Raw genomic sequence first — 13994 nt, 5'->3', positions numbered from 1 at the left:
GAAGGGACTCACCCGTAATGACGAACGACCTCCTAGTGACCTCCAGCTGTTGCAGCACGAGCACGCCCAACCCTGCAGCGGCGGGCAATGGTAGGAATCTGCTCGGCGGCGCGAGCGACGATATGACCACCTGTCCGGTCATGGTCGGCACTCCCGTCAGCAAGATGGCTGCTGAAGCGGCCGGTCTGTATCGCGACCACGAGGGCGAGCGGTACTACTTCTGCTGCGCCGGATGCGGCCCAGCCTTCGACTCGGACCCCGCCAAGTACGCCGCCAACCTGAAGTAACAGCACGGACGCGGAGTTCGCGGCCCGTTTCTCGTGCGCCGCGAACTCCGCTGACCGGAACGGACCTGATGGCAACGCTCACACCGCCGCAGCCACTCACCCGAAATTGGAGAACGCAACACATGTCCGCAAACCATGCCGTGATACTTGGCGCCGGAGCGGCGGGCACTGCCGCCGCTCGCGCCCTCGCCGGTCGGGATGACATCACGACCACCATCGTCGGGCAAACTGACGAGACCCCGTACACGCGCATGCTCATCAAAGGTGTCGCATACGGTTTAGCCGCTCCCGAGCTCATTCGGCTGCCCATGCCGCAAGCCGATTTCATCGCAGATACTGCCGAGTACGTCGATCCTGAAACCTGCGAGATTCGGTTGGCCTCTGGCGCAGCGATTGCCTATGACTCACTTATCGTCGCGACCGGAAGCCGAGCGCGCGGCTTGGACGCCGATGTGCCGGGCGCGGAACATGCCGAAGAGGCCGGAATTCTGATCGCCCTGCATTCGCTAGAGGACGCCGTGCGAATCAGGGAGGCGGTCCGCGCGTGTGGCAGACCGGCGCGAATTGCGATCTATGGCGCCGGACTTACCGCGTCTGAGACCGCGTCGGCGCTGCAGGCTCAAGGTCACCGGATAAGCCTGATCGCCCGCAGTAGAATACCGGGGATCGCCACATTCGGCAGGCCGGTTGCCGAGCGCATCGCAGCCGATCATCAGGCCAGCGTGACCACGTACTTCGGCCGCACTATCAAAGGGGTTCATCCCGAAACGGATGCGACGGTCGTTGACCTCGACGACGGAACCGACCTCATCGTTGACCTCGTCATTTTCGCCCTCGGCACGAAACCCCTAGCTCCTGCGCCCTGGCGCGAAGGGGTGGTCGTAGACGACCGGCTCCGCGTGCACGGCCTCGGAAGCGTCTACGCGGCCGGAGGCGTAGCCGAGCATCACGACGACTACCTCGGAACGTGGCGCATCGACCATTGGGACGATGGGGCCGCGCAAGGAACACACGCCGCTCAGATGCTGCTCCACGAGCAAGGCCGAGGTGAAGACCCGGGCCCGTACCGGCCTCGAAGCGCCTACATGGCCATGATCTATGGGCAGATGATCTCCGGAGTCGGTTACACCGGACACCCCGACACGCGCGTCGAGGACACCGAGGATTTCATTGTTCTGCACGAGCAGGGTGACACCGTGGTCGGCGCAAGCGGCATCGACGCGGTTGGCGCGGTTTACCAATGGAGCCAGCGCCTCCACGAGGCACGCTCCTAAAATGCCGGCCTACACAGCTGCGGGTCACCGCAGAAGCTTCGGTTTCGCTATCGCAGCGACCATCCTGCTGATGGTTGCAGCCAGTGCACCCTCTCCGTTCTACCCGCGGTTCGCCGAGCAGCTGGGGTTGCCGCCTGTCGCGACGACGCTGATATTCGCTGTTTACGCATTCACCATGCTCGCGGCGCTGCTGCTCACCGGGGCAATCTCGGACGCCGTCGGTCGACGTCCTGTCATCACGGTCGGGTCCGTGCTGCTGGCCGTGAGCCTGGTGGTGTTCTGGCAGTCGGATAGCTTGACCATGCTGCTCGTGGCCCGGTCGCTCCAAGGGATCGCCGCGGGCCTGCTGCTCCCGGCCTTGTCTGCGATGGTTGTCGACTTCGCGCCTCCCAAGCAATCGGAGGCTGCCTCGCTGTGGAACACGATCGCGGCCATGACCGGGCTCGGGATCGGCGCGATCACGGCGGCGATCGTCCTAGACCTCCTGGCCAACCCCACCGGCGCCGTGTTCGGTTCGCTCACTGTTGTGTTCCTTCTGATCGCCGCACTGGTGTGGGCGACGCCAGCGGCAACGCGCTCGGTGCGCCTCCGGGTCGCGAGCACCATTTCGCGGCCTGCTGTTCCCGCAAAGATGCGCCGTGCGCTCAAGGTGGCCGTCCCCGCCATCATCGCTGGCTGGGCGACGAACGGGTTGTTCCTCGCGCTCGGATCTTCTGTTGTCAAGATCGAGTTCGGCGCGACGACGCACGCGCAGCAGAGCATCACCATTCCCATCTTCGCGGTTTCAGGAATAATCGCATCCGTTTTGCTCCATCGCAGCTCGGCCCGCGTCGTCAGTGTCTATGGGACATCCGCTCTCGGCATCGGCACCGCACTGAACCTGGGAGCCCTGGCCCTGCACTCTTTCCCTGCCTACCTGGTCACCGTCGCGGTGGTGGGAACTGGGTTTGGAACGGCCTTCATGGGGGTTCTGAAGACACTTATGCCACGGGTAGATCCGGCCGAACGCGCGGCGGTAATGGCCGTCATCTACACCGTCTCTTACCTCGCCTTCGGCGTGCCCACGATCATCGCCGGCCTGCTCGTTCCGCTCATCTCCCTCCAGGGAGCGATGATGGCCCTGGGAGCTGTGATCGGCGTACTCTGCGCGGTCGCAACGGTGAAGCGCATCCGCATTCCCGACCTTCCGCATCCGGACGATTTGCCGCGCAGGCCCGCGAAAACCCCAAAACATCAGTCGATGACGTAGGTGATTCACCCTCCGTGCATGCACTGTGCTGCCTGGCTATGATACCCCGTACCGGTATAGGGTAGTATCGAAGTACTATCACGAGATCTGACATCAGACCTTCGCCCCAGATCGATTCGAGACACCAAGGAGTCACCATGCCCCGTCTTTCCCGCCTCGCTCCCGAGACTGCCGTAGGCGCCTCGCGCGATCTGCTCGGCGAACTGGTTGACCGGCATGGTCAGGTCGGTGACATGGTGTCAACGATGGCGCATTCGCCGGCCGTGCTCGGCGGATATCTCCAACTCAGCCGAGCCCTGAGGCGCGCCAAACTGGATCGCAAGATCAGCGAACGCATCTCCATTGCCGTACAGGCTCAACAGGGGTGCGGTCTGTGCCTTCAGTCGCACGTCGCTGCCGCTCGGTCGCTCGGCATCAGCGAAGAGGAAATTGAGCTGGCTCACGAGGGGTCGTCTGCCGATTCCTCCCTGACCGCGATCATTGCCCTCGGCGTCCAGGTCTACCGAGAGCCCACCGCTATCACCGACGAGCAGGTCGACAACCTCCGGGCTCACGGCTTCAGCGACCGCGAGATCGCCGATGTCGTCGGCATCGTTGCACTCAACATCCTCACCGGAGCGTTCAACCTCATGGCAGGGCTCACGCCGGGTAGGCCCGACTAAGACACACGGCGGATGACGGCGAGACTGCAACTCGGGCGCCCCAAAATTCTCTCGGTGATTCGAGTCAGCCCATCGGGCTCCTACTCGGCCGAGCAGTCGCCGCGTTACTCGGCCGAGCAGTCGCCGCGTTGATCACCCCGCGAATCGAGCGGGCCGGAACGGCTTGAGGGCTTCGAGCTCGCGGTCCTGAATGATCTCTTCCGCCGCCAAGCGACCGATACCGCAGGCAAGCGCGACCGCAGCATGGGCTGAGACGACGTACAGGCCGCCCACCGCCGCGCTTCCAATGACCGGGCGGCCGTCTTCGGGAATCGGGCGGCGACCGACAGACACGGTTGAGAGGGCGACGTCCCGTGAGCCGGCGATCTCGTTATGGATAGTTTCGAGAGTCAGCCGCGCGAGTGCTTCGGGTCCGTTTTCTGGGGAGTCGTCGACATAGTCCTCGGCCGCGAGCAGCATCGAGTCGGTAGCTTGCCGGAACTCAAACTCCGGGCCTGAGACGATCCGGTTCAGGAGGCGTTTCGGCGTGGTGAACCGCATGAGGATGCATGGCGACGGATTGATCGGTACGCGCACGCCGGCGGTGCGTGCGAGTCCGGTCGTTTCCGTGCCCGCGGCGAGGACAACCGTATCGACGTCGATCGTGCCGGTCACGGTCCGCAGTCCGCTGACTCTGCCGTTGGATATGTGTACTTCGCGCACGCGGGTTTCCGGCGATAGGGTCGCTCCGAAGTGCTGTGCCCCTCGGAGGAGGGACAACGTCAGCGCGACGGGGTCGACGCTTCCGTCGTTCTCGGCGAACACGGCTGACTGAGGAGGATTGATCAGGCTCGGTTCGAGTTTCTGAATCTCGGGACGGCTGACGATGCGAACCGATGAAGTCGGTTCCTGGTGGAAAGTCGGGACTGAGCCAGGATTTCCTCGTTCAGCGGACCAGGACAGCGCTCCGTTCCGGCGAAGCGAAACCGGGAGGGGGAGCTCGTCCTCGATGCGATCGAGGTCGGTCGACGCGAGATGGCGCAAAGCCGCCTGGTCTGGGTCAGATGCGGAAGCGGAGAGGCCGACCCACCCGAATGAGTCCTTTGTGACACCTCCGCAGGCATGTCGTTCATCGATGAGCAGAACCTGCGCGCCGTCCCGAGCGAGATAATAGGCGAGTGCCGTTCCGACGACTCCGGCGCCGACTACAGCGATACGTCGTCGCACCCGCTCGGCTGGCCCACTCATCGGGCAAATTTAACACTGCTGTCGGATCTGTCAGGCATCGCTGCCTGACAGATCCGACAGTCCCGACGCTGGCGATGTCCTACTCTGTGGCCGCTGCTACCCGGCTGTTGCGGCGAGCCACAGCCACCGAATCCGAAGGAATCACGAGGGTCGGGCGGGTGGCATGGTGAAGGACGCTCGCCGAGGTGCTCCCTAGCAAGGTCGCTTTGAAGCCACGCAAGCCGCGGGAACCGAGCACGATCAGGTCGACATTCAGTTCCTCGGCGGTGTCCACTATGGTTTCGGATGCTGTGGCCATCGTGGAGGAGATCAGCGACTCGGCGATCAGGCCGAGGCTGCGGGCCAGTTGCGCGCCATCGGCCGCAATCTGTTCCGAAGCGTCGAGCGCCGCGGCGTCGAGGCCCTGCAGTTTCTCGAGTGCCGGATGCCCTTCCAGGTGCGCTGCGAAGCCCTCCATTGTTTGGCGGGCATAGAGCAGCACCGCTGTCGCGCCTGGGAAAAGGCCTGCGACGGTGTGAATCGCACACTGTGCGTTGGGTGACCCGTCGTAGGCGATTAGCAGTTTTGGAGTGGACATGGGTGTTTCCCTTCTAGTCGTTGCTGGTTGGGCTGCCTGTTAGACCGAGATTGATTCATCGTCCGTAGGAACAGACGCCCGGGGCTTAGTCATCGCAATGGCTGTGATGATTGCTCCGACCAGGGCGAGTATTCCTGCGCCGATAAAGGCGGCCGAATATCCCTGGGTCAGCTCTACTCGGGAGGGGTCGGTTCCGGAGATGCCGTAGACGATCGCCGTGAGCACCGCGAGTCCGAGCGCGGATCCGATCTGGTAGCTCGTGCTCACCAGTCCCGAGGCAACGCCGGTCTCGGCCGGAGGTGCCGCGTTGATGGCGGTACCGAGCGAGGGAACGAACGCTAGTGACATTCCGAGGGCCGCCAGGAGCGATGCGGGCAGAACATCGGCCGCGTAGTTGCCGTCCGGACGAACGAAGGAAAGCCACACGAGCCCGGCCGCCAATAAGAGGAGGCCGCTGACGATAAGCGATTTCGCGCCGAATCTCTCCTGAAGGCGCGGAGCCAACGCGACCATGACGAGAACGACAAGGCCGGTCATCGGAAGTAGTGCGGCGCCGGCAGCGAAGGCACCCGCGCCGAGAACCTGCTGGAGATACAGGTTCAGGAAGAACCACATGGATACCCAGGCCGCCCCCAGCAGTAGCTGAGCACCATTCGCGGCACCAAGCAGAGGTGCGCGAAGCAGGCTGAGTCGCAGCAGTGGATTGCGGCTTCGTGCCTGGATGATGAAGAAAATCACCAGCAGTACGATGCCTGCGGCCAGCACGCCGAGGGTGGGCAATGTGAGCCAACCGCCCTCCGGTGCATTGACAACGGCGTAGACGACCGCGGCGAGTCCGCCTGTCACTGTGAGTGCGCCGCCGATGTCGATCGACCCTGACTCCTTCCGGAGGGTGCGGGGGAGCGCCGTTGCCGTAAATGCGAGGACGAAGGCCGCGATCGGAATCGTGACGTAGAAGACCCAAGGCCAGCTCGCATACTCGGTCAACACCCCGCCGAGGAAGACTCCGGCTGTGCCGCCGATCGGTGCTGCTGCGCCGTAAACCGCGAAGGCCTTGGGGAGATCGGAGGTGCCGCCAAAGAGCATCATCAGCAGAGTGAGCGCGGCTGGCGCGATCATTGCGGATCCGGCGCCCTGGATAGCGCGTCCCGCGATTTCGAGTCCGACGTTGCTGGCGGCTCCCGCCAGTACCGATCCCGCGATCAGGATGATCCAGCCCAGCACGAATATCTTGCGCGCGCCAAAGACATCCGCAAGGCGACCTCCCAGGAGGAGTAGGCCGCCGAAGGCGACCACGTAGGCGTTGAACACCCAGGACAGGGACTCCGGCGTGAAGCCGAGATCTCTTTGAATATCGGGCAGGGCGACACCGATGATCGAGGTGTCCATGATGACAACGAACTGCGCCGTGGCGATTAGCACCAGGCCGAGCCACCGCTTCGCTGACGATCTGGGCGGGTGGGTAGACATGTGATTTCCTCCTGAGAACCTGTGTCGGCGTACCCCGACGGGGTATAACCTATACCCATAGGGGGTACGGGTCAATTACAGTTCTCCCGCGAGAAAATAGAAGAGCTTCTCATGTGGATAAGGCGACGGGCGCAGGAGTGATTCCGTCAGCCTTCCGAGGTCTCGCCGTTGTGCGGAACCACGGTGCCGATGACCCGTCAGCGCAAGGTCGACGCTGAGCGCGCCGCGAGTTTGAACCTTGTGCAGCTAGGAGCACGAAGAAAGGCCCCTGACCAGCGAAAACGCTGGCCAGGGGCCCTTCTTTCTGCTCGGCGGCCTTTGGCCGTGGTCGGGCGCTACTGTCCCGAGATGTACTCGATCGAAGGACCTGCGGTCCAGCCGCCATCGACCGCCAGCTCGGCGCCGGTCGTGTACGAGGAATCGTCGGAGAGTAGATAGGTCACGGCACCAACCAGTTCTTCGGCTCGGCCGACACGTTGGAACGGATTGTTCGGGAAGGCGCCCTCCTCAAGACTGATGCCGGTCGGCGCGGTCATCGGCGTGAGCACCATGCCCGGGTGGACCGAGTTCACCCGGATCTTGTCCCGGCCCAGCTCGACGGCGGCAATTTTGCTGAGACCGCGCACGCCCCACTTCGCAGCCCCGTAGCCACTCGTCAGTGCCATGCCCATAAGCCCTGCCGCGGAGGAGATGTTGACGATCGATCCGCCGCCGGCTGCTCGGATGGAAGGAATGGCTGTGTGCATCCCCATGTGCACCGAGACGAGGTTGATCTGAATGATTCGCTGGAATGTCTCGAGTGACTCGTCCGCAACCGTCTGGCCGGAGGCAGAGACACCGGCGTTGTTGACGAGACCATTGAGCTTGCCGAATTCGTTGACGGTGAACTCGACGGCGTCCCTCCATGACTCTGCGTTCGTCACATCCAGGTGAACGTAACGGGCTGAGTCCCCGAGTGCGTCAGCGGCGGCGCGTCCATCTTCGTCGAGGATGTCTCCGATCACTACTCGGCCGTGGTTCTCCACAATGCCGCGGGCGTACGCCTCTCCGAGGCCCCGCGCGCCTCCGGTGACGAGGATGACTTTGTCTGATAGATCGTGACTCATGCTGATTCCTTAGTTCGTACCTATTTGATCCGCGCGAAGTGCGGGTGTGAGGACGCCTCAAGGGCGTGAGCAATCGCAGTGGCGGCCGGCGTCTGGTTGCGGGCGACCTCCTGCAATGCAACGACAATCGCGACGACGGCTTGGCCGGCGACGACGGTGGCCCGTGCTGCCGATTCCGGTTCGTCGATCAGACGGGCTATTTCGGGCCGGATCAGGTCCGCCGTCTCGAAGGACGCTGCCTGCCACACCCGCTTCAGCGCGGCATCACCGAAGATGATCGGCATCAGGGCCCGGGTCCGGCGTTCGAATGACTCGCCCATGGTGTGTACGAATGCGGCAGCAAGTCCCGGTCTGAGGCCATGCTCCGTCGGCTGGTCGCGCAGGGATGACAACAGCTCGCGGTTGCCTTCGTCGAGGACGGGGCGAATGCTCTCTTCCTTCGTGGCGAAGTACCGATAGAACGTGCGCTCCGAAATCTCTGCCCTCGAAGCAAGCTCGGTGATCGTTAAAGATGGGTTGCCCCGCTCGACGAAAGCATCGACGCAGCTTTCAGACGCGCTCAGCAACGCCGCCGACCGGCGTGACGATGTCATGCAAGCAGTCTACGCTTTGTGGCAGAAACTGCCAGTTTGCCCTCGGTTGGAGGTCGTCCAGCTCACACGGCGCGTAGCCGAGGCGGCTCAACTGAGCCCGTGCTGTGCCAGCGGATGCAACAGCTCACGCTCCTCGTACGCCAGGTGAGACAGCAGAGTGTCGGTGAGCAGGTCGATCGCCGCTTGCAAGTCATCGAACTTTACCTCGCCCTCGACGTCGTATCCTTTGTCCGCAACGAGCTCGACAAGGGATCGATCGACTTGTTCGAGCACGTCGGCGATGACGTGATGTTCCTCTTCCAGCCGGTCGAGAACGTCGGCCAGCTTCGGCTCCGACCGCCGCAGGTGCCGGAAGACGCTCCGGTCCTCCAGGGTGTGGTGCCCGGTGACGATCCGGCAGTACGACTCGCAGTAGGCGCCGAGCGTCCAGTTGTTCTGGCGCATGGTCATGGTGTTGATCACCGACCGGGCCGCGCCGACGTTCAGCTGTCCCTGCCGCACCTGCGCCAGCACATCACGGAGCTGCTCGAGCTCGGCTCGGAGCTGGTCGTGAATGTCGATCAGGTGCTGGGGCTGGGCCTGCTGCTCAGGCGTGTAGAAGTCGTCGTTCGGCCGCTGGATGACCGGTCGTGAGGATTCGTCCCAGGGGACGGCGGAACTCAGCCTAATGCCGTCGTCCGGAGTTGGAGTCGCCGCAAGCGGTGCTCGATGCTCCGAGTTCGCTCCGGCAGATACTTCCGTCCGCTCGGCCGGAGCCGCCGAACCAGCGAGGAGAGCCCGTTCTTGCGCTACGAGCTCACGGGCGGCCGGCGCGACCTCATCGGCAAACCTCCTGACCACCGTGGGGTCGTCGGTGCCAAGAATGAAGGTGCTCATCCCCTCGTCGAGGGCAAGGGTGGCCAGTTGCTCCGCCCAGTTACCGGGCGTGCCCAGGAGGAAGCCTGATTCCGATCCGAACCGGCCGACGACGTTGTAGATCCGGCGGATGGCCTGTGGCCCGCGACCTGCCGCCACTGCGGCCTCGTCGATTGCGGCATTCATGCCACCCAGGTCTGCATGATCGGCGTAGCCCATGCTCGGAATCCAGCCATCAGCGAGTCGACCGGTCACCCGCAGCATTCTCGGCTTGTAGGCACCGAGCCATATTCCGACATCGTGCGCCGGGGACGGCCCAGCGTGCAGCCCCTTGACGTGGTGGTGCTTCCCATCGACGGAGACCGAACCGGTGCCCCACACGCCTCGGATCACCTGGATCGCCTCAATTAATGCGTCGACCGCTTCCTTTGGCGCGAGCCGTTCGCCCCCGGCTGCCACGATGGCGTCCCAAAACGCGCCGGTGCCAAGGCCAAGTTCGACCCGGCCACCGGTTAACCGATCCAGCGTCGCTATCGACCGCGCCAGGACGACGGGGGAGCGCAGAGGCAGGTTGGCGACGTTCGGCGCGACCCGGACCGCGCTGGTCTGCGCCGCGATCACCGAGAGCAAGGTCCAGGCGTCGAAGTGTTTTGCCTGGTAGGGGTGATCCTGAACCGTGACGAGATCGAGACCGCTCACATCGGCGAGCTTGGCGAGCTCAATTGTCTGACACGCCTGGCTCGCGTCCGGCGTCGGGAAGATCCCGAACTGCAGTTCATGTCCGTAGTCCGTCATCGGCTCGATTTATCCTCGTCGGTTAGCAGCGTCACGTAGTTCTCGGCGGTATCAATCGGGGCGACCCGCGGAACGTCGATTGTCTTCCGCGTCGTGGGACTGATCTTCAGTGTTCCTTGGTAGCTCTCGCCTCCCGCGGCCATGAATGTCACCGAGGCGACGTGCAGCGGATTCTCGCTGATCTCAATCTCAAGCGGGAAAGTATGTCCGAGGACGCCGTCGAAATCTTCCTCCAGGCTCTCTCGAAACGCCAATCGCCATTGGCTCGGCGTGGAGGCGATTGCCTTGGAGCGTGATGCCTGCACCGTCATTGGTGAGTCCGAATAGAGGACAGTGTCCTCGTCCGCGCCGAACAGCCATAACAAGGGGACGACGACAGCTACCGGTGGTAAGGGAAGCGATAAGGCCATCCAATCATCGTCTTCGGCATCGCCCCTCTGATAGAAGACGCCATCGGTGTGGATGCTCTCCCCGGACGCCGCTGCTTCGTTCTCGAATTCGAAGCTGGAACGCGTCCAGGCGGTTCCGGTTTCCAGATCGCAGTAGCCGCGTACCGTCGTTGCATCGGCATCGGCAATGATCTCCAGCTGGAAGTCCAGGTGATTCAGCCGCAGTGTTGCTGATAGAGCTTCCCTGACAGTCGCCATGCCAACACTCCCTTCGGTGTTCAAATGCTACAACTCACTTGTCGCGCAACCAGACCGCTTGGGTTCGTGATTCTCCGACGTCGACCGCCTCCAGTGCCTGCTCCAGATCGTTCAGGATGACATGGGCCGGTTCCAGAGCGACGAACAGTCTGACCGGGATCCAGCTAATCCGTGTCGCGGAATGAATCAGGTTTCACGCAGCGGCGCTGCCTAGTCGATCGCACCGTCTTCGACGACCCGTCTCCAGTCGAGACCCTCGCGCTGCCGTGCGGTCAGGGATGCAACAACCAGGTCGTAGGAGTCCTCGATCATGTCAATGATCATCTGCTTCTCCAGGTTCCCGGCGCAGTCCACGCCATTCCAGTGCGACTTGTTCATGTGATAGGCGGCGGTGATCTCCGGATAGCCTGCGCGGAGGCTTTCCGCCAGCGCCGGCTCGCACTTCAAGCTCACGCTTAACGGAACGGCGTCGAGAGACGACAGCGCAAACATCTTCGCGGTTCGGCTATCTGCCCGCACCTTGAAGACCGAAGCCTCCGGCCCAAACGGAAAGTCCTCGAACGCACCGGGAAAGCGGAGGCAGGCATCTCGCAACTGTTTTGGGTCCACCGGATCAGATTATCGCCGACCTGGGCCATCCGGGAGGGACGAATTGCTCGAAGGTGGCATCGGCTTCGAACAGCTGCCGTCAGATGAACGTGTACAACACCGCTGAACTCGCGCTGCGGTGCGGCGTGTGGTTCGAGCCGCCTGCATCGCTGCGGGAATGGCCGGGACAGGCGTGAAGTACGCCTGATGGGCGAAAAATGGAATGAACAGAAGATGAACGATTCGCGGTACAGTGAGCGAGGCGTTTTAGCAGTACTGACGTCGCGCAAGTCGACATCGCCGACTGGTGGCTCGCCCAGGTCAGCAACAGGTTTACTCCGAGCCGCTCTCAAGCAACTCTCAAGATTGGGTCGCAAGTTTGGATCTCGCCTTAATGGTGGCGCTAGTCATCGCACTAGCGCTCTTCTTTGACTTCACGAATGGCTTCCACGACACGGCCAACGCGATGGCAACTCCCATTGCGACCGGCGCGATCAAGCCGAAGACCGCGGTGGCGCTGGCCGCGGTGCTGAACCTCGTGGGCGCATTCCTATCCACGGAGGTCGCCAAAACCATCTCCGGCGGCATCATCCGAGAAGGCGATGGCGGGGTGCTGATCTCTCCGGAAATGATCTTCGCCGGCCTGATCGGGGCCATCGTCTGGAACATGATTACCTGGCTGCTCGGGTTGCCGTCGAGCTCTTCGCACGCGCTGTTCGGCGGCCTGATCGGAGCAGCCATTGTGGGCGCGGGGCTTCAGTCCATCGATTATGGCGTCCTGCTCTCCAAGGTGATTATTCCTGCCTTCATGGCACCGGCTGTTGCCGGATTTGCGGCTTACCTGAGCACGAAACTCGCCTATGCGATCACGCGTCGTGACTCCAAACCGAACAGTCGTGGCGGCTTCCGGTACGGACAGGTTTTCTCGTCGTCGCTGGTGGCGTTGTCGCACGGCACCAACGACGCGCAAAAGACCATGGGCGTCATTACGCTTGTGCTGATCGCCGGTGGATTCCAGACGGCGGGAACTGGTCCGCACCTTTGGGTGGTCACCGCCTGTGCGCTGGCCATCGCCATCGGTACCTATGCCGGCGGCTGGCGAATCATCAAGACGCTCGGCACCGGCCTCACCGAAGTAAAGCCGGCACAGGGCCTTGCCGCCGAGACCAGCACGGGCGCGGCGATTCTGGCGTCATCGCATCTGGGGTTTGCGCTGTCCACCACGCAGGTCGCATCTGGTTCGGTGATCGGATCCGGCCTCGGTCGCCGTGGCGCATCGATCCGTTGGCGCACCGCCGGCCGAATCGCGGTTGGCTGGCTGTTCACCCTGCCGGCAGCAGGAGTGATCGGCGCTATCACGGCGTTCATCGCGCATCTCGGCACAATCGGAATCGCAATCGACGCCGTGCTCGGCGTCGGTGTGATACTTGGCATCTACCTTCGATCGCGTCGGCAGCATACGGACGAACCGCAACTCAGCGACGTTGAGCACGCCGGTGATGCGGTGAAGATCAAGTCCAAGAAACAGCGTCGCCGTGAAGCCGCCGCGCTCAAGAAGCAACAGGCCGCTGAGAAGCGGCAGGCGGCTGCCGAAGGAAATGCGGTAGCCGGCGACCGGAAGGAAACGCGATGATTGACTGGTTCGCATTTCTGATCGTGTTGGTCGTGACCGTGGTGTCCTCGGCTACCGTCGTCTCGATCTTCGCGGTCGGGGTCAGATTACTGGCGATCAGCTCTGACTCAGCCGAGGTCGACGCCGCGAACGGTGTCTCGATGTCCCCGCGAAACAAGTCGCTGCGTGCGGCAGGGTTCGCCTGCTTCGCTGTTTGTGGCTTTGCGGTACTGCTGGGCGTCTACTTCATCATCCCCGCGCTGCACTAGAACCTGGCGGAGTCTGAACAGGCGCTGGGCCTGCCGCCTGCGCCTGGGCAGAGAAAAAAAGGGAGATGGCCTCGCACCCGGAGCGCGGAGGCCATCCCCTTTTGCCAGGGAACCTGGTGGGATCAGGCGGTCTGGCCCGAGTGTTTTCCTTCCCAGGTCTCTTCAACCAGCTTGGCGTTGAAGGCCGGCAGATCGGCCGGGCTGCGGCTCGTAGTCAGCCCATTATCGACGACGACTTCCTCATCGACCCAGCGCGCGCCCGCGTTCCGAAGGTCGGTCGCCAGGCTGGGGTACGAGGTCAGCTCCCGGCCCTCGACGACTGCAGCCTCAATCAGGATCCAGGCAGCGTGGCAGATAGCGGCCACGGGCTTGCCGGCCTCGAAGAAGGCCTTCGTGAAGGCCACCGAGTCCTTGTCGGTCCGCAGCGAATCGGCGTTGACGACGCCTCCCGGGAGGACGAGTGAGTCGTACTCCTCGGCATTTGCGATCGAAACCCGTACGTCGACTGGGTAGCTGCCGCCAGCCTCTGTGTCGTGATTATTGGCCGTGACGGTGTCCGGTTTCGGCGAGACCAATACCGGTATGCCACCGGCGTCCTTCACTGCCTGCCAGGGGCTGGTCAGCTCAACTTCCTCGACTCCGTCGGTGAGCAGAAATGCGATCCTCTTACCCGTGATGTCCTCAGTCATGAGACCTCCTTGTAAAAGTGCGTGTGGCCGGCGGTTAAACGACCGGGTAATTCGCACAACAAGGTTCGAACACTTTTATTCCGGCAGGGCGCAT

General features: G+C 63.0%; 15 protein-coding genes. 6 read left to right on the top strand and 9 right to left on the bottom strand.

Annotated features, from left to right (window positions below):
- Positions 1-17: 17 nt before the first annotated feature.
- From LWF01_RS13955 to LWF01_RS13940, 4 genes are all read left to right on the top strand, one after another.
- Positions 18-287 (top strand): YHS domain-containing protein, encoded by a 270-nt coding sequence (locus LWF01_RS13955; protein WP_349637970.1) that lies wholly within the window; start codon positions 18-20, stop codon positions 285-287.
- A gap of 122 nt (positions 288-409) precedes the next feature.
- On the top strand, positions 410-1561 hold the full coding sequence (locus tag LWF01_RS13950) for an FAD-dependent oxidoreductase (protein ID WP_349637969.1): 1152 nt from the start codon (positions 410-412) through the stop codon (positions 1559-1561).
- A gap of 1 nt (position 1562) precedes the next feature.
- Positions 1563-2810 (top strand): MFS transporter, encoded by a 1248-nt coding sequence (locus LWF01_RS13945; protein ID WP_349637968.1) that lies wholly within the window; start codon positions 1563-1565, stop codon positions 2808-2810.
- A 137-nt stretch (positions 2811-2947) separates the two neighbouring features.
- Positions 2948-3472 (top strand): carboxymuconolactone decarboxylase family protein, encoded by a 525-nt coding sequence (locus LWF01_RS13940; RefSeq protein ID WP_349637967.1) that lies wholly within the window; start codon positions 2948-2950, stop codon positions 3470-3472.
- A gap of 132 nt (positions 3473-3604) precedes the next feature.
- Here the strand turns inward: LWF01_RS13940 and LWF01_RS13935 are convergent, their stop codons facing one another.
- The 8 genes from LWF01_RS13935 to LWF01_RS13900 all read right to left on the bottom strand — a co-directional run bounded on the left by LWF01_RS13935 (position 3605) and on the right by LWF01_RS13900 (position 11351).
- Positions 3605-4699, bottom strand: a complete 1095-nt coding sequence (locus LWF01_RS13935) for an NAD(P)/FAD-dependent oxidoreductase (protein ID WP_349637966.1) — start codon at positions 4697-4699, stop codon at positions 3605-3607.
- 79 nt (positions 4700-4778) lie between these two features.
- A complete protein-coding gene (locus LWF01_RS13930) occupies positions 4779-5276 on the bottom strand; it encodes a universal stress protein (protein ID WP_349637965.1) in 498 nt (165 codons plus the stop codon).
- Positions 5277-5315: 39 nt separating this feature from the next.
- Positions 5316-6746: an MFS transporter gene (locus LWF01_RS13925; RefSeq protein ID WP_349637964.1), complete on the bottom strand. Its 1431-nt coding sequence runs from the start codon at positions 6744-6746 to the stop codon at positions 5316-5318.
- Between the two features lie 335 nt (positions 6747-7081).
- The gene (locus LWF01_RS13920; RefSeq protein ID WP_349637963.1) at positions 7082-7852 is read right to left on the bottom strand and encodes an SDR family oxidoreductase; all 771 of its coding nucleotides are present in this window, start codon (positions 7850-7852) and stop codon (positions 7082-7084) included.
- Positions 7853-7872: 20 nt separating this feature from the next.
- Positions 7873-8445 (bottom strand): TetR/AcrR family transcriptional regulator, encoded by a 573-nt coding sequence (locus LWF01_RS13915; RefSeq protein WP_349637962.1) that lies wholly within the window; start codon positions 8443-8445, stop codon positions 7873-7875.
- An 87-nt stretch (positions 8446-8532) separates the two neighbouring features.
- The gene (locus LWF01_RS13910) at positions 8533-10095 is read right to left on the bottom strand and encodes an LLM class flavin-dependent oxidoreductase (RefSeq protein ID WP_349637961.1); all 1563 of its coding nucleotides are present in this window, start codon (positions 10093-10095) and stop codon (positions 8533-8535) included.
- Positions 10092-10742, bottom strand: coding sequence for a hypothetical protein (locus LWF01_RS13905; RefSeq protein ID WP_349637960.1), 651 nt, complete (start codon positions 10740-10742; stop codon positions 10092-10094). Before LWF01_RS13905 ends, LWF01_RS13910 begins: the two co-directional genes overlap by 4 nt.
- A 210-nt stretch (positions 10743-10952) precedes the next feature.
- On the bottom strand, positions 10953-11351 hold the full coding sequence (locus tag LWF01_RS13900) for an MmcQ/YjbR family DNA-binding protein (protein ID WP_349637959.1): 399 nt from the start codon (positions 11349-11351) through the stop codon (positions 10953-10955).
- Between the two features lie 358 nt (positions 11352-11709).
- On the opposite strand from LWF01_RS13900, the gene LWF01_RS13895 reads away from it, so the two are divergent.
- The gene (locus tag LWF01_RS13895) at positions 11710-12963 is read left to right on the top strand and encodes an inorganic phosphate transporter (protein ID WP_349637958.1); all 1254 of its coding nucleotides are present in this window, start codon (positions 11710-11712) and stop codon (positions 12961-12963) included.
- The gene (locus LWF01_RS13890; RefSeq protein ID WP_349637957.1) at positions 12960-13211 is read left to right on the top strand and encodes a hypothetical protein; all 252 of its coding nucleotides are present in this window, start codon (positions 12960-12962) and stop codon (positions 13209-13211) included. Before LWF01_RS13895 ends, LWF01_RS13890 begins: the two co-directional genes overlap by 4 nt.
- A 122-nt stretch (positions 13212-13333) precedes the next feature.
- Here LWF01_RS13890 and LWF01_RS13885 read toward each other — a convergent pair whose 3' ends face one another.
- Positions 13334-13900 carry a type 1 glutamine amidotransferase domain-containing protein gene (locus LWF01_RS13885; protein ID WP_349637956.1) on the bottom strand — a complete coding sequence of 189 codons (567 nt, stop codon included), beginning with the start codon at positions 13898-13900 and terminating at the stop codon, positions 13334-13336.
- Positions 13901-13994: the final 94 nt, after the last annotated feature.

The organism is Saxibacter everestensis (genome assembly GCF_025787225.1).
Lineage (GTDB): Bacteria > Actinomycetota > Actinomycetes > Actinomycetales > Brevibacteriaceae > Saxibacter > Saxibacter everestensis.
The sequence above is the reverse complement of the archived record's forward strand: the minus strand, read 5'-3'. Positions and strand labels throughout refer to the sequence as shown.

Bases quoted from the DNA above. Each gene is read 5' to 3' on its own strand.
- LWF01_RS13910 (WP_349637961.1), bottom strand. From the start codon at position 10,095: ATGACGGACTACGGACATGAACTGCAGTTCGGGATCTTCCCGACGCCG.
- LWF01_RS13920 (WP_349637963.1), bottom strand. From the start codon at position 7,852: ATGAGTCACGATCTATCAGACAAAGTCATCCTCGTCACCGGAGGCGCG.
- LWF01_RS13905 (WP_349637960.1), bottom strand. From the start codon at position 10,742: ATGGCGACTGTCAGGGAAGCTCTATCAGCAACACTGCGGCTGAATCAC.
- LWF01_RS13945 (WP_349637968.1), top strand. From the start codon at position 1,563: ATGCCGGCCTACACAGCTGCGGGTCACCGCAGAAGCTTCGGTTTCGCT.
- LWF01_RS13915 (WP_349637962.1), bottom strand. From the start codon at position 8,445: ATGACATCGTCACGCCGGTCGGCGGCGTTGCTGAGCGCGTCTGAAAGC.
- LWF01_RS13940 (WP_349637967.1), top strand. From the start codon at position 2,948: ATGCCCCGTCTTTCCCGCCTCGCTCCCGAGACTGCCGTAGGCGCCTCG.
- LWF01_RS13955 (WP_349637970.1), top strand. From the start codon at position 18: ATGACGAACGACCTCCTAGTGACCTCCAGCTGTTGCAGCACGAGCACG.
- LWF01_RS13930 (WP_349637965.1), bottom strand. From the start codon at position 5,276: ATGTCCACTCCAAAACTGCTAATCGCCTACGACGGGTCACCCAACGCA.
- LWF01_RS13950 (WP_349637969.1), top strand. From the start codon at position 410: ATGTCCGCAAACCATGCCGTGATACTTGGCGCCGGAGCGGCGGGCACT.
- LWF01_RS13885 (WP_349637956.1), bottom strand. From the start codon at position 13,900: ATGACTGAGGACATCACGGGTAAGAGGATCGCATTTCTGCTCACCGAC.
- LWF01_RS13925 (WP_349637964.1), bottom strand. From the start codon at position 6,746: ATGTCTACCCACCCGCCCAGATCGTCAGCGAAGCGGTGGCTCGGCCTG.
- LWF01_RS13935 (WP_349637966.1), bottom strand. From the start codon at position 4,699: ATGAGTGGGCCAGCCGAGCGGGTGCGACGACGTATCGCTGTAGTCGGC.
- LWF01_RS13890 (WP_349637957.1), top strand. From the start codon at position 12,960: ATGATTGACTGGTTCGCATTTCTGATCGTGTTGGTCGTGACCGTGGTG.